This window comes from Streptomyces sp. NPDC014864 (genome assembly GCF_043081525.1).
Taxonomy (GTDB): Bacteria; Actinomycetota; Actinomycetes; order Streptomycetales; family Streptomycetaceae; genus Streptomyces.
This window is the reverse complement of record NZ_JBIBWT010000001.1, coordinates 344,751-358,877: the sequence shown is the minus strand read 5'-3', so window position 1 is coordinate 358,877 and position 14,127 is coordinate 344,751. Positions and strand designations below refer to the sequence as shown.

Genomic DNA, 14,127 nt, shown 5'->3' with positions numbered 1-14,127 from the left:
CGTCGCCCTAGTCTGGCTTCGGTAGCCGTCAGGCACGGGGAGACGCACCTTGTACAGCATCATCGTGGTACCTCCGCCGACCACGGGGGACGAGAGAAACGGCGCCCAGATCCGGCTGGCGCCCGGCGACCGCCTCGCCTTCGGGCGCTCCGCCCCCGACAACGACCTGGTGATCGCACACGACGGCGTGTCCCGCCGGGCCGGTGAGATCGCCGCTCACGGCGCGTTCTGGATACTGAGCAACCTCTCCGCCCGCCACACCTACGTCGTGGAGAACCCGGAGGGCGCGGGCGAGCACATCAAGGTCGCGCCGGGCCGGCTGGACGCGCCGGTCCCCTTCGAGTTCTCCCGGATCGTGCTGCCCGCGGCCGGGGACCTGCTGGCGATCGAGGTGTGGGCCCCGCGCCACGACTACCTGCACGGCACGGGCGGGGCGGACGGCGGGACCACCGCGCCCGCCTTCGCCGTGGACCGCACCAAGCGCTACTTCGCGGTCCTCGCCGCCCTGTGCGAGCCGCGGCTGCGCGGCGATCCGCACGCCCCGCTGCCGACCGTCGACCAGGTCGTCGAGCGCCTGCGCGCCGCCTGGCCGGCCGCGTCGCGCACGTCGGTGCAGTGGAACATCGACTACCTGGCGGTGAAGCTGCGCCTGAAACCCGGCCCCGAGACCGCGGAGACGGGCCCCCGCCTCAACGGCAAGAAGGAGTCACTGGTCTCCCTCGCGCTCCGCTTCGACCTCGTGCGGGAGGACGACCTGGTGGTCCTGGCCGGCCCCGCGAACCGGGTCACCCGGTGACCGAGCCGTACGCCGTGCCGGTGCCGCGGGGCTACCGGGTCGGCGGCTGGGAGGTGCGGCAGCCCCTCGCGACCGGCGCCTTCGGCAGCGTGTACGAAGGCCGCCGCACCGGCGCGCCGGTGGCGGGCGAGGGCACCGGGAGCCTGCCGGACACGGCCGCGCTGAAGTTCCTGCCCACCGGCACGGGCACCCCCCGTCAACTGGCCCACCTGCGCGAACTCATCGAGCGCGAGATCGCCCTGCTCCGCCGGCTCAGACGGCCGCGGCTGATCCGGATGTACGAGACCCTCGTCGTCGACGACCCCGGCCGGCCCGCCCTCGACGGAGCCACCGTCCTCGTCCTGGAACTGGCCGAGGGCTCGCTGGCCGCGCTCCTCGACGGCCGACCGCGCCCCGCCGCCGGGCCGGCGCTGCTCGCCCAGGTCTGCGAGGGGCTGGCCCAGCTGCACCGGGCGGGCTGGGTGCACGGGGACCTGAAACCGGCGAACGTGCTGCTGATGGCGGACGGTTCGGTGCGGCTCGGCGACTTCAACATGGCCGCCGAGCTGGAGGGCACCCACGCCTACACCCCGGCCTTCTCCACCCCCGACTACACCCCGCCCGAGCTGTTGTGGTCCGAGATCGGCGAACGGGGCCGCCGCATCCGCCCGTCCGCCGACGTCTGGGCCTTCGGCGTCCTCGCCCACCTCGTCCTCACCGGTTCCTTCCCGCTGCCCGGCGGCACTCCGACGGCGCGCCGGGACGCGGCCGCCGCCTACGCCCGAGGATCGGAAGAGCTGCGGCTGTCCCCCGAACTCCCGGACGCCTGGCGGGAGGTGGTGCGGGACTGCCTGGCCCGCACGCACGCCGGGCGCGTGGGCACCGAGGCCCTGCTGCGCCGGGTGGAGGCCGCGGCCGGCGGTGGCCGCTCACCGGGCGGGCCCCTGGTCCGGCGGACCGGGCGTACCGCGCTCCCCCGGATCGGCCGCGGTGTGCTGCCGCGTCGACGCCCGGGGGGCCGCCGGGTGGGGATCGTGCTCGGCGCGGCGGCCGCCACCGCCGCGATGGCCGCCCTCGGCTACGGCATCGGTACCTGGGCCGGTCCGGGTCCGGGCGCCGGGGGCGCCACCGCCGCCACCCCCAGGACCGGCGCCGCCTCCTACGGGGCCGCCGAACTCCGCACCGACCGGGGCGTCCCGCCCGCCTACCGCCTGCTGATCGTGGAGACCGCGCACGACTGCGCCCGGCCGGAGGTCACCCCCTCGCTGATCGCGGCCATGCTGAAGGTGGAGAGCGACTTCGACCCGGATCTCGCCGACCCCGCCAAGGACGAGTACGGCATCGCCCGCTGGACCCCGCGGGTGCTGCGCTGGTGGATGCACGACGACGGCACCCCCGCCGAGAGCGTCCCCCGGCCGCCCTTCCCGCCCGCCGAGTCCATCCCGGCGATGGGCCGCTACCTGTGCTGGATCGAACCGCGCCTCGACGACGGCCTGCCGGGCGACCGCCGGGTCCTGGTCGCCGCCGCCTACCGGACGTCGTACGCGAAGGTCAACGGCGCGGGCGGTGTCCCCGCGAAGTACCGCGGCTACGCCGAGCGGGTCGCGCACTACCTCCAGGAGTACACGCCATCGGGGAGGAGGTGACCCTCAGACTTCCGAGGTACCCGCGCGCGGGCGCCTCCGGCACGGTGGAACCACACCGCCTCGGCGGTACGACCAGATCCGTGCTCACGGTAGTTGGGGGAACGTCAGTGAACGTGAAGAAGTCCGCCGCGCTGCTCGTCGCGGCCACCGCCCTGCTCGCCGGCCCCGTCGTCCCGGCCGCCTCGGCCCAGCCGGGCGACGCGGCCGCCCCGTCCCGCTCGGCCGCACAGGCCTTTGAGGTCCAGCGGCGCGTCGACGCGGTGCTGGCCGGCCACCCCGGCGGCCGGCAGGTCTCCGCCGGCAAGGTGCACTTCGACGGCCTCGACGTCACGGTGTACCCGGCGCGCCAGGCGGCCCAGGCCAAGGCCGCGGCGCTCAACTGCCGTTACGGCTACCTGTGCGTGGACGTCCGCGGCACCGTCTTCAACTTCTACAAGTGCCAGCAGTGGTCCGTGTCCAACTGGTACGGCGACGGCGACTTCGTCAACAACCAGACGCCCGGCACCGTGGCCCGCTTCTACAACAAGGACGGCAGCGTGCGCTGGACGTCCACGGCGTACCAGGCCGGCCGCGCCACCTGGGACCCGATCTACTCCGTGCGTCCCTGCTGACGCGACACGGCCGCGGTCTCCGGCCCCGCTCGGGGGAGGGCCGGAGACCGCTCCTTCGTTCCGGGTCAGTGGAAGAAGTGGCGGGTGCCGGTGAAGTACATCGTGACGCCCGCCTTCTTCGCGGCCTCGACGACCTGCTCGTCGCGGATCGAGCCGCCCGGCTGGACGATGGCCCTCACGCCCGCCGCGATCAGGATCTCGGGGCCGTCGGGGAACGGGAAGAACGCGTCGGAGGCGGCGTAGGAGCCGCGCGCCCGCTCCTCGCCGGCCCGCTCGACCGCGAGCCTGCAGGAGTCCACACGGTTCACCTGTCCCATGCCGACGCCGACCGAGGCGCCGCCCCTGGCGAGCAGGATCGCGTTGGACTTCACGGCGCGGCAGGCCTTCCAGGCGAAGGCCAGCTCGGCCAGCCCGGCCTCGTCCAGCGCCTCGCCGGACGCCAGCGTCCAGTGCGCCGGGTCGTCGCCCTCGGCCTGCAGCCGGTCGGCGACCTGGAGCAGGGCGCCGCCGTCGATCGGCTTGACCTCGACGCGGTGTTCGGGGCGCTCGGCGCAGCGCAGCACGCGGATGTTCTTCTTCTTGGTGAGGGCCTCCAGGGCCCCCTCCTCGTAGCCGGGCGCGACGATGACCTCGGTGAAGATGTCGGCGACCTGCTCCGCCATCTCCTTGCTGACCGGCCGGTTCACGGCGATCACACCGCCGAACGCGGACAGCGGGTCACAGGCGTGCGCCTTGCGGTGCGCCTCGGCGACGTCCGCGCCGACCGCGATGCCGCAGGGGTTGGCGTGCTTGATGATCGCCACGCACGGCTCGTCGTGGTCGTACGCGGCACGGCGGGCGGCGTCCGTGTCCGTGTAGTTGTTGAACGACATCTCCTTGCCGTGGAGCTGCTCCGCCTCCGCCAGACCGCCCGTGCCGGAGGTGTAGAGGGCGGCCGGCTGGTGCGGGTTCTCGCCGTAGCGCAGGGTGTGCGCGCGCTCCAGGGTGGTGCCAAGGAAGTCGGGGAACGCGGAGTCGTCGACGGGCGCGTAGGAGGAGGCGAACCAGGAGGCGACGGCGATGTCGTAGGCCGCCGTGTGCTGGAAGGCCTCGGCGGCGAGCCGCTTGCGGGTGGTGAGGTCGAAGCCGCCGTCCGTGACCGCGTGCAGCACGTCGCCGTAGCGGGCGGGGCTGGTGACGACGGCGACGGACGGGTGGTTCTTGGCGGCGGCGCGGACCATCGACGGGCCGCCGATGTCGATCTGCTCGACGCACTCGTCGGGCGAGGCGCCGGAGGCCACGGTCTCGCGGAACGGGTAGAGGTTGACCACGACGAGATCGAACGGCTGGACGCCCAGCTCCTCCAGCTGCCGCCGGTGGTCCTCCAGCCGCAGGTCGGCGAGGATGCCGGCGTGCACCTTCGGGTGCAGGGTCTTGACGCGGCCGTCCAGGCACTCGGGGAAGCCGGTGAGCTCCTCGACCTTGGTGACGGGGACGCCGGCGGCGGCGATCCGCCCGGCCGTGGACCCGGTGGAGACGAGTTCGACGCCGGCCTCGTGCAGCCCGCGCGCGAGCTCCTCCAGACCGGTCTTGTCGTAGACGCTGACGAGCGCGCGCCGGATGGGCCGCTTGTTGCTCTCGGCGGTCACTGGATAACTACCTTTCGTCCCTCGATGCGATAGCCGTTGCGGGCGAGCCGCCCCACGACCTCGACGAGCAGCCTTCGCTCGACTTCCTTGATGCGCTCGTGCAGCGCGCTCTCGTCGTCCTCGTCCCGGATCTCCACCACGCCCTGCGCGATGATCGGCCCGGTGTCGACGCCGTCGTCGACGAAGTGGACGGTGCAGCCGGTGACCTTGGCGCCGTACGCGAGCGCGTCCCGCACGCCGTGGGCTCCGGGAAAACTGGGCAGCAGGGCGGGGTGCGTGTTCACGAACCGCCCGCCGAACCGCGCGAGGAACTCCTTCCCCACGATCTTCATGAACCCGGCGGACACCACCAGGTCGGGCTCGTGGGCGGCGACCGCCTCGGCGAGCGCGGCGTCCCACTCCTCACGGGTCGCGTAGTCCCTGACCTTCCGCACGAAGGTCGGCAGCCCCGCGCGCTCGGCGCGCGCGAGCCCCTCGATGCCGTCACGGTCGGCGCCCACGGCGACGATCTCGGCGCCGTAGGCCTCGACTCCGCTCTCGGCGATCGCGTCGAGGAGCGCCTGCAGATTGGTGCCGGATCCGGAGACCAGCACGACGAGGCGCTTGGCCACGGGCTTGGCGGCCACGGTGGGGCCCTTTCTCGGGGAAGCTGTTTGTACGGTCGTACGAATGCTTCGCGTCCCCGGATACGGGGAAGCCTACGAAGCGGCCGACCGTCAGCAACGATACCGGCACACCGGGGCGGCCCCCATGGGACGGGGGCGTGGCCGGAAGGTAGCGTCTGGGACGGGCCGGTACGGGAACGCACTCGGCGCACCGCGCGTTCACGGGATGACGGAATCCGGATCCAGGGATCTTCAGCGCCTTCGGGACGCTGCGGTTCCGCCGTGACCCACCAGTCCCACGGGACTCACTCACCTCACTCACCAAGGGGAAGACGCTCACTTGATGTCGGACCGCAGCCTGCGACTCCTCACGCTCCCCTCGCATGCCAAGCAGGGAGGAGAGCGCGGCGCCGTGCTGCTGCGGGAGCGCCCCGCGTCGCCGCCGGACGCGCCCTCCGAGGGGGGCAGCGGCGACGGGCAGGGCGGGGCGGCCCCCGAGGACAATCCCTTCGCCCCGCCGCCCGAGGGCACTCCGGACCGCCCCTGGCGGCCGCGGAACCCGTCCGGGGGCGACCACTCCGGCTCCGACTCCGGCACGGGCCCCGGCGAGGGCGGGGGTCACTCCCCGTGGGGCAGCCAGTGGAGCGACAGGCAGCCCGGCCGTTCCCCGGGCGGTTTCGGCGAGCGCCCCCAGCGACCCGGCGGCCCGGGCGGTCCCGGTGGCCCCGAGCAGCAGGGCGGCGGCTCCGGACCGGGCCTGCGCTGGGACCCCACCGACCCCGCCCAGCGCCGGGCGCGCTACGCCCTGCTGTGCGGCATGTGGGCCTTCTTCTTCGCCCTCTTCAGCTGGCCCTACGTGGCCCTGCTGCTCGGCGCTCCCGCCCTGTACTGGGGCATCAGCGCGCTGCGCGGCAAGCCGCGCGCCGCCGACCCCGACACCCCGGCCCCCGAGGGTCGCCCACAGACCACGGCGGCGATCAGCGGCCTGGTCACGGCGAGCCTCGCCCTGGTCCTGGTCGCCGCGAACTTCACGGCGCAGCTCGTCTACCGCGACTACTACTCCTGCACGCACGACGCCCTCACCAACCAGGCCAGGCAGGCGTGCGACCAGCACCTGCCGAAGGAACTGCGGGGAGTGCTGGGAGTCAAGGGCTGACCCTGACCGCCCGGGTCCTCGGCGAGGACGCGGCGCGGGGCCGGTCAGGGACCGGCCGGCCGCTCCGAGGAGCCCGATGCCTCGGGAGTGCCGGGGGCCTGGGTCCCCGGCGGCTCGGGGGCGGACGGCTTGCTCGGGTCGCCCCGGGTTTCGTGAGCGGCTGGCTCTGGGGTTGTTTGTGGGGCTGTTTCTGGGCCCGGTCCCGCGCCTGAGTCTCCGGCCGGCTCTTCCATCGGCTCCTCCGTCGGCTCCCCGCCCGGTTCGTCCACCGGTGCTACGACGGGCTTCTCGGGTGCGGTCGGCTGCCCGGGCGCCGTCGTGGACCGGGTCGCCGCCTCCTTCAGCGCCGCCCAGCGCGCCTCCCGTGAGGCGCCGTCGTGCCAGGGGGAGGCGGCGGACTCCGGCGGCTCCAGCGGCAGCACGTCGTACGGTTCGAGCGTGAGGTCGTAAGGCCGGGGTGCGGGGGCCGGTGCGGGCGCCGGGGTCTGCGCACCGCCCGTGCGGGGCCATCCGATCCGCCGCTCCGGTCCCTCACCCGCGGTCGGCCACGCGAGCCGCCACCACGGCGTGCGGCCGGACCGCGCCGGCGTCCCGGTCCGCGGCTCCCGCAGCCCCCGGCCGCGCCACGCCCGCACCGTCAGCGCCATCGGCACGGCCGCCGTCGCCGTCCACACCAGCGCGGCCAGACCCACCTGCCACCCCACCGGCCCGAACCGGGCGAGCGCCCGGTCGCCCAGTGGGCCGCCCGCCAGCGCCGCGAGCGCGCCGAGCGCGGCGGCGCACACCAGGCAGGCGAGGCACGCCCCGGCCGCCGTCCGCCGGTACGACCACACCGCGACTGCGCCCCGCGCTCCCGCCCTCCCGCCATCACGGGCCGCCGCGAGGAGTCCGCCGGCACCACCGGCACCCGCGTCCCTCCCCTTGGGACGACCGGCATCCACCTCCCGCCCCTCACGCCCCTCGCGGCCTCTGCGCCCCTCCCGCTCCCGCACCGACGCCGCGCCGGCGAACCACCCCATCGTCAGCCCGGCCACCACCGGCACGGCCGCGCACGCCCAGTTCACCGGTGTCCCCGGGCCCGAGTCCGGCACCGCCGCGAGCAGCGGGAACGGTGGCAGGAGCGGCGCCGGGGCGGAGGACAGGGGCCCCACGACATGACCGGTGCCGAGGACGAAGCCGGGGCCCAGAGCGTAGGCGGCGGCCCACAGCATCGCGTTCGGCAGCAGCGCCAGGCACAGCAGCAGCACCGCGAACCGGCCCGACCAGCCCTCCGTCAGCCGCAGGAAGGCCGCCTGCGCGGCCGCGCCGTGCGCCACCAGCGACACCCCGAGCACCAGCGCCCCGCCCCCGGCGAACACCAGGGCCCCGGCACCGGCCGCCCGCGCCGCGACCCCGAGGCGCGCACGGGGGCCCGGCGCGAGGAGGAGGCGCCGTACGCCCACGGGCAGCCCGCCCAGCAACCGCTCGAGCGGGGCGCGCGGACAGCCGTACGCCGTCCACACCCCGCTGGCCGCCGCCACCGCGGCAACCAGCGGTACGCACACCGCCGTCCACCCCCACGAGGGCCGCAGCGCACCGCCCTGCGCGTACGCCGCGGCCGGGCCGCCGACCGTGAGGTAGCCGAGGACGACACCGGCCCAGGCGGTGCACGGCGGGACGAGCGGGCCGCCGTCGCCCCCGTCGGTCGCGTCCCGGGCCGCCCGGTGCACCAGCAGCACCGGCAGGGCGAGCAGCAGCAGCGGAGTCACCCCCACGGGCGCGGGCACGCCGGTGAGCGTGTCGGTGCGCACCAGTTCGGAGCCGTGCGAGAGCAGCCACAGCGCGGCGGCGACGTGCAGCGCACCGCCCGGACCGCTGTCGGGATAGGGCGAACTGATCCACAGTCCGATGACGAGCACCGCGAACGAGCCGAGCCCCAGCCCCGCCGCGACCGCGCCGCCGAGGAAGCCGGCGCCCAGTCCTGGCGTACGGTCCCGCACCCGGGAACGCAGGGGCGGCAGCGGCGGACGTCGATGGCTCGTCTGGGTCACGCCGCCATGCTCCCAACGACACGCGTCTTCCCGTCGTAACAGGCGAACCCCCGCTGTGTCGCTCAATATACGCTTATGTACCTATTCGCACGAAGGGGCGCACCGTGAGGAGTAGCCCCGCGCACCAGCTGCCGTCACCCGCGAAATGCCGACGTCTGCGCCTGGCGGCGTCTCTGACGCAGGCTCAGGTCGCCGCTCGGGCCGGTGTTCCCCTCGACACGGTGTGCGCCTGGGAGGCGGGCCGCGCCGTCCCGCCCGGCCGGCACCGGCAGGCCTACGCGCAGGTGCTCGCTTCCCTCATGTCGACGGGCCGTCAGGACGACCTGGAGATGCCGTCCCTGACGCCCGCCCAGGCCTTCGACGCGCTGTACGCCTTCTGCGCCCCGGCCCTGGTACGGCAGGCCTTCCTGCTCACCGGGCGGCGCGAGCGGGCCCGCGAGGCCGTGGAGCGGGCCTTCCAACTGGCCTGGCAGCGGTGGCCGGAGGTGGCGAGCGACCGCGACCCGGCGGGCTGGGTGCGGGCGGCGGCGTACGAGTGCGCCCTGTCCCCCTGGCACCGCTTCCGCCCGCGCAACCGCGTCCCGGATCCACTCCGCGACCCCGCGGACCGCGCACTGCAACAGGCGCTGATGCACCTCCCGCCGCCCTACCGGCGCACGCTGGTGCTCTACGACGGTGTCGGCCTCGACCTGCCGGAGACGGCGGCGGAGACGGAGGCCAGCACACCGGCGACGGCGAACCGGCTGACGCACGCCCGGGAAGCAGTCGCCGCGCGCCTGCCGGAGCTGGCGGACACGGCGGAACTGCACCGGCGGCTGGTCCGGCTGGCCTCCGCCCAACGCCTCACGGCGGCCCGGCCGCCGACGGTGCGGACGGCCGGGGAACGCCGGACGCGGTTCTGGACCCGGTCCGCCACCGCCTTCATCGTCGCCGTCCTCGGCGCGACCACGCTGACCCTGCGGACGGCTCCGACGCACTACGAGGCGCCGGTGGCTCCCGGGCAAGCGGTGCGCGGGCTGCCGCCGCGGACCGCGCTGGGTCCCCTGACACCGCAGGAACTCGCGCTGCGGGACAGGTTGAGGGCGCAGTCGGCGAGTGGCCCGGAGCGGATGGCGCCGGACGCCCGGTGACCGGCGCCGGACCGCGGGCGACACATGACCGGCGCCCATGACCACATGCGGGCACCTGCATGACCGGCGCCCGGACCGCGGGCGGCACACGACCGGCCTCGGATCACGTGCGGGCACATGACCGGCGTCCGGCACGCATACGTGTGGGCACAAAAAAGGCGGTGGGCCCGCCCCCCCTCGGGGAGCGGGCCCACCGGCCTCGGTCCGCGCGCCCGCGCGCGACCCGGCGCGACTCCGCGCGACGCGGCTGTGCGCGCTGCGGCGCGTGACTCGCCCGGACTCAGCCGGCGAGGACCTCGCGGGCGAGCTTGGCCGTCTCGGTCGGGGTCTTGCCGACCTTGACGCCCGCGGCCTCCAGGGCCTCCTTCTTGGCCTGGGCCGTGCCGGAGGAGCCGGAGACGATGGCGCCGGCGTGGCCCATGGTCTTGCCCTCGGGCGCGGTGAAGCCCGCGACGTAGCCGACGACCGGCTTGGTCACGTTCTCCTTGATGAAGGCCGCGGCCCGCTCCTCGGCGTCGCCGCCGATCTCGCCGATCATGACGATCAGGTCGGTGTCGGGGTCGTCCTGGAACGCCTTCAGCGCGTCGATGTGGGTGGTGCCGATGATCGGGTCACCGCCGATGCCGACGCAGGTCGAGAAGCCGATGTCCCGCAGCTCGTACATCATCTGGTACGTCAGCGTGCCGGACTTCGACACCAGGCCGATGCGGCCCGGCTTGGTGATGTCGGCCGGGATGATGCCGGCGTTCGACTGACCCGGGGTGATCAGGCCGGGGCAGTTCGGGCCGATGATCCGGGTCTTGTTGCCCTTCTTGCCGGCGTAGGCCCAGAAGGACGCCGTGTCGTGCACCGCGATGCCCTCGGTGATGACCACCGCGAGCGGGATCTCGGCGTCGATGGCCTCGACGACCGCGTCCTTGGTGAACTTCTCCGGGACGAAGATGACCGTGACGTCGGCGCCGGTCTTCTCGATGGCCTCCTTGACGGTGCCGAAGACCGGTACCTCGGTGCCGTCGAAGTCGACGCTCTGGCCCGCCTTGCGCGGGTTCACGCCACCGACGATGTTGGTGCCGGACGCCAGCATGCGGCGGGTGTGCTTCTGACCCTCCGAGCCGGTCATGCCCTGGACGATGACCTTGGATTCCTTGGTGAGGAAGATAGCCATGGTGTTCTTGTGACCTCGTCCCTTACTTCGCGGCAGCAGCCAGCTCGGCGGCCTTGTCGGCCGCGCCGTCCATGGTGTCCACCCGCTGGACGAGCGGGTGCTTGCGGTCGTCCAGGATCTTGCGACCCAGCTCCGCGTTGTTGCCGTCGAGGCGCACGACGAGCGGCTTGGTGACCTCTTCGCCCTTGCTCTCGAGGAGCTCCAGGGCCTGCACGATGCCGTTGGCGACCGCGTCGCAGGCGGTGATGCCGCCGAAGACGTTGACGAAGACGGACTTGACGTCCGGGTCGCCGAGGATGATCTCCAGGCCGTTCGCCATGACCTCGGCGGAGGCGCCGCCGCCGATGTCCAGGAAGTTGGCGGGCTTGACGCCCTGGTGGGCCTCGCCGGCGTAGGCGACGACGTCCAGGGTCGACATGACCAGACCCGCGCCGTTGCCGATGATGCCGACCTCGCCGTCGAGCTTGACGTAGTTGAGGTTCTTCTCCTTGGCCGCGGCCTCGAGCGGGTTGGCCGCCGCCTTGTCGTGGAGCTCCTCGAACTCGGGGTGGCGGAACTCGGCGTTCTCGTCCAGGGAGACCTTGCCGTCGAGGGCGATGACGTCACCGGAGGCGACCTTGGCCAGCGGGTTCACCTCGACCAGCAGGGCGTCCGACTTGACGAAGGTGTCCCAGAGGGTGACCAGGACGTCGGCGACCTTGTCGGCCACGTCGGCCGGGAACTTCGCCGCGGCGACGATCTCCTGGGCCTTCGCCTTGTCGACACCGTCGATGGCGTCGATCGCGATCTGGGCGACGGCCTCGGGGCGGGTGGCGGCGACCTCCTCGATCTCCATGCCGCCCTCTACGGAGGCGATGGAGAGGAAGGTGCGGTTGGCACGGTCGAGGAGGAAGGAGACGTAGTACTCCTCGACGATCTCCGGCGCGGTCTCGGCGATCATCACCTTGTGGACCGTGTGGCCCTTGATGTCCATGCCGAGGATGTCCGTCGCGCGGGCGACGGCCTCGTCCGGGGTGGCGGCGAGCTTCACGCCACCGGCCTTGCCACGACCACCGACCTTCACCTGGGCCTTGACGACCGACTTGCCGCCCAGCCGCTCGGTGATCTCGCGCGCCGCCTCAGGCGTGTCGATGACTTCACCGGCCAGCACCGGTACACCGTGCTTGGCGAAGAGGTCCCTCGCCTGGTACTCGAACAGGTCCACGCGCTTCCGTCCCTATCAGTGATCTCGCGGTTCGTTGGATGCGTGGGCGTGCCGCGAAGGGCAACGTGACGTCCGCTCTGTGTCACAAGGGAGGCGCACACGGTGTCCGAGCGCGCGGCATGTCCGTCTCGCAGGTTATCGCCGCTTCCGTGGCGGCTCTAAATCGCAGGTCACACCTGAGCGGTGATACCTGTCACATGATTCAGCCTACGCGGCCGGGGCGTCGCCCGGGGGGCAGGACCTCACCGGGCTGGGGTTGACCCGGTGAGGTCCCGTGGGCGACCCGCGGGGGCGCGCCTGCTCCGCCCCCGCGTGGGAGCGGGGCGGGCGGCCCCCACCCCAATGGGGACCGCCCGCCCCATCCGCGGGGTTTCGGCCGGACGGACCGACGGCATTCGGGCACCCGGGTCCTGCCGCCTCGCGGAGTCGATGGGGCGCCGTACCGAGGCCTCCCGGCCGGGGGCCCGGCCTCGGTACGACTGTGCGTACGACTGCCCCCACGGGGCGGCCGCACTGGGGGGTTCAGACGCTGTACGGGTGCACGCCCTGGAGGTGGTCCTGGACACTGCTCCGGACGCCGTCCTGGACGGGCCGCGCGTAGGCCGGGGTGACCGAACGGGCGACCCCCTGGACGCCGGTGGCCGCGTGGCCCGCGAGCGGGCCGGCCGTGCCGACGGCCGTGCCGCCCAGCTCCTGCGCGAACGGCGCCACGTGACCGGCGACCCCGTGGGCGAACGGGCCGACCTCACCGGCGACCCCGCCTGCGAACGGCGCGACCTCGCCCTCGACGCCGTACGCCAGCGCCGCGGTGCTGCCACCGACGTTCTGGGCGACGGGCCGCACGGTGTCGGCGACGGTGTCGACGACAGGACGCACGGCACCGGTGACCCCGTAGGCGAACGGCGGCACCTTGCCCGCGACGCCCTCGGCGAAGGGCGCCGCCTGCCCGGCGACCCCGTGGGCGATCGGGCCGACCTCGCCGGCCACCCCGCCTGCGAACGGCGCGACCTCGCCCTCGACGCCGTACGCCGGCGCGGGCGCGTCGGCGACGGCCTGCCAGGCGACCGGCACGACCCCGTGCACGGCGGTGCCGGCGACCGGCGGCAGCACGGCGTCCGCGGTGTCGTGGACCACCTGGCCGGCCGGCCCGGTGGCGTACGCCGGTACGTCCGCGGCGACGCCGCCGACCACGGGGCGCGCCCGGGCGACCGCGCCGCCGGCGACGGCCCACGTGTCCGTGACGGCTCCCGCGGCGACCTGCCGCGCCCCGGCGGCCGCGCCCCGGGCGACGGGGTGGGCGTCCTGGACGGCACCGCCCGCGACCGGCCGTACGTCGGCGACGGCGCCGTGGGCCAGTCCGGTCGCGGCGCCCACGGCGTGGCCGACGGCGGGAGTGACACCGTCCACCGCGTGCGTGGCGACCGGCGGGACGCCCCGGACGGCGCCGGTGGCGACCGGGATCACTCCGTTCACCGCGTCGGCGGCGGTGGGGACCACACCGTGCACCGCGTCCCCGGCAGCCGGCACCACGCCGTCCACGGCGTGGCCGGCGACCGGAAGCACCCCGTCGATCGCGGTGTCCGCCACGGGCGGGACGACGGCGTCCGCGCTCTGCCGCACGACCGGCGTGACCGTGCCGGGCACGGCGGAGACGGTCCCCACGACCTGCTGCCGCACGCCGCCGACGGTGCCGGTGACGTGGCCGGGCACGCCGGAGACGGTGGCCTCGGCGGCCCCCCGGGCCACCCCCGCCTCGCCCCGCGCGACCCCGGCCGCCCCCGCGACCAGTCCCTCCGCACCGGCGCCCCCATCCCGAGCGGCGCCCCGCACGGCGGTGACCCCGTCCTGCGCCGCACCGGCGAGGTGCGTCGCGTGCGCCTGCGCCACACCGGCCACCCCGAATGCGCCCGCCTGAGCGGTACCGGCCAGACCGGCCGCCCGGGCCTGAGCGGCGCCAGGCACACCTGCGGCCTCCGCCTGCGCGGCACCGGCGAGGTGGGCCGCGTGGGCGGTACCGGCGAGGTGGGCCGCGTGCGCCTGGGCGGAACTGGCGAGTTGAGCGGCCTTGACCTGCGCCACCTCGGCCACCCCGAATGCGCCCGCCTGAGCGGTACCGGCCAGACCGGCCGCCCGGGCCTGAGCGGCGCCAGGCACACCTGCGGCCTCCGCCTGCGCGG

Annotated in this window: 11 protein-coding genes; 5 read left to right on the top strand and 6 right to left on the bottom strand. The window is 74.6% G+C overall.

Features of this window, described 5'->3' with window-relative positions:
* Nucleotides 1-49: 49 nt before the first annotated feature.
* From ACF1A5_RS01750 to ACF1A5_RS01740, 3 genes are all read left to right on the top strand, one after another.
* Nucleotides 50-796, top strand: coding sequence for an FHA domain-containing protein (locus ACF1A5_RS01750; protein ID WP_392190811.1), 747 nt, complete (start codon nucleotides 50-52; stop codon nucleotides 794-796).
* Nucleotides 793-2,421 (top strand): protein kinase, encoded by a 1,629-nt coding sequence (locus ACF1A5_RS01745; RefSeq protein WP_392190810.1) that lies wholly within the window; start codon nucleotides 793-795, stop codon nucleotides 2,419-2,421. The genes ACF1A5_RS01750 and ACF1A5_RS01745 overlap by 4 nt, the downstream gene beginning before the upstream one ends.
* 107 nt (nucleotides 2,422-2,528) lie before the next feature.
* Nucleotides 2,529-3,032 (top strand): hypothetical protein, encoded by a 504-nt coding sequence (locus ACF1A5_RS01740; RefSeq protein WP_392190809.1) that lies wholly within the window; start codon nucleotides 2,529-2,531, stop codon nucleotides 3,030-3,032.
* Nucleotides 3,033-3,097: 65 nt separating this feature from the next.
* Here the strand turns inward: ACF1A5_RS01740 and purH are convergent, their stop codons facing one another.
* Entirely contained in the window at nucleotides 3,098-4,660 is a 1,563-nt protein-coding gene (purH, locus tag ACF1A5_RS01735; protein WP_392190808.1) for a bifunctional phosphoribosylaminoimidazolecarboxamide formyltransferase/IMP cyclohydrolase, read from the bottom strand.
* The gene (gene purN, locus ACF1A5_RS01730; RefSeq protein ID WP_392190807.1) at nucleotides 4,657-5,286 is read right to left on the bottom strand and encodes a phosphoribosylglycinamide formyltransferase; all 630 of its coding nucleotides are present in this window, start codon (nucleotides 5,284-5,286) and stop codon (nucleotides 4,657-4,659) included. The genes purH and purN overlap by 4 nt, the downstream gene beginning before the upstream one ends.
* Before the next feature lie 322 nt (nucleotides 5,287-5,608).
* Here purN and ACF1A5_RS01725 point away from each other — a divergent pair, with 322 nt between their 5' ends.
* Entirely contained in the window at nucleotides 5,609-6,421 is an 813-nt protein-coding gene (locus ACF1A5_RS01725; protein WP_392190806.1) for a hypothetical protein, read from the top strand.
* A 44-nt stretch (nucleotides 6,422-6,465) separates the two neighbouring features.
* Here the strand turns inward: ACF1A5_RS01725 and ACF1A5_RS01720 are convergent, their stop codons facing one another.
* On the bottom strand, nucleotides 6,466-8,451 hold the full coding sequence (locus ACF1A5_RS01720) for a DUF6350 family protein (protein WP_392190805.1): 1,986 nt from the start codon (nucleotides 8,449-8,451) through the stop codon (nucleotides 6,466-6,468).
* A 104-nt stretch (nucleotides 8,452-8,555) separates the two neighbouring features.
* Here ACF1A5_RS01720 and ACF1A5_RS01715 point away from each other — a divergent pair, with 104 nt between their 5' ends.
* Nucleotides 8,556-9,581 carry a sigma factor-like helix-turn-helix DNA-binding protein gene (locus ACF1A5_RS01715; protein WP_392190804.1) on the top strand — a complete coding sequence of 342 codons (1,026 nt, stop codon included), beginning with the start codon at nucleotides 8,556-8,558 and terminating at the stop codon, nucleotides 9,579-9,581.
* 280 nt (nucleotides 9,582-9,861) lie between these two features.
* On the opposite strand, the gene sucD is transcribed toward ACF1A5_RS01715, so the two are convergent.
* From sucD to ACF1A5_RS01700, 3 genes are all read right to left on the bottom strand, one after another.
* A complete protein-coding gene (sucD, locus tag ACF1A5_RS01710; RefSeq protein WP_392190803.1) occupies nucleotides 9,862-10,746 on the bottom strand; it encodes a succinate--CoA ligase subunit alpha in 885 nt (294 codons plus the stop codon).
* Between the two features lie 22 nt (nucleotides 10,747-10,768).
* Nucleotides 10,769-11,950, bottom strand: coding sequence for an ADP-forming succinate--CoA ligase subunit beta (sucC, locus tag ACF1A5_RS01705; RefSeq protein ID WP_356182333.1), 1,182 nt, complete (start codon nucleotides 11,948-11,950; stop codon nucleotides 10,769-10,771).
* Nucleotides 11,951-12,472: 522 nt separating this feature from the next.
* Nucleotides 12,473-14,127 (bottom strand): hypothetical protein (locus tag ACF1A5_RS01700; RefSeq protein WP_392190802.1); only part of this gene is annotated, 1,655 nt, incomplete at its 5' end.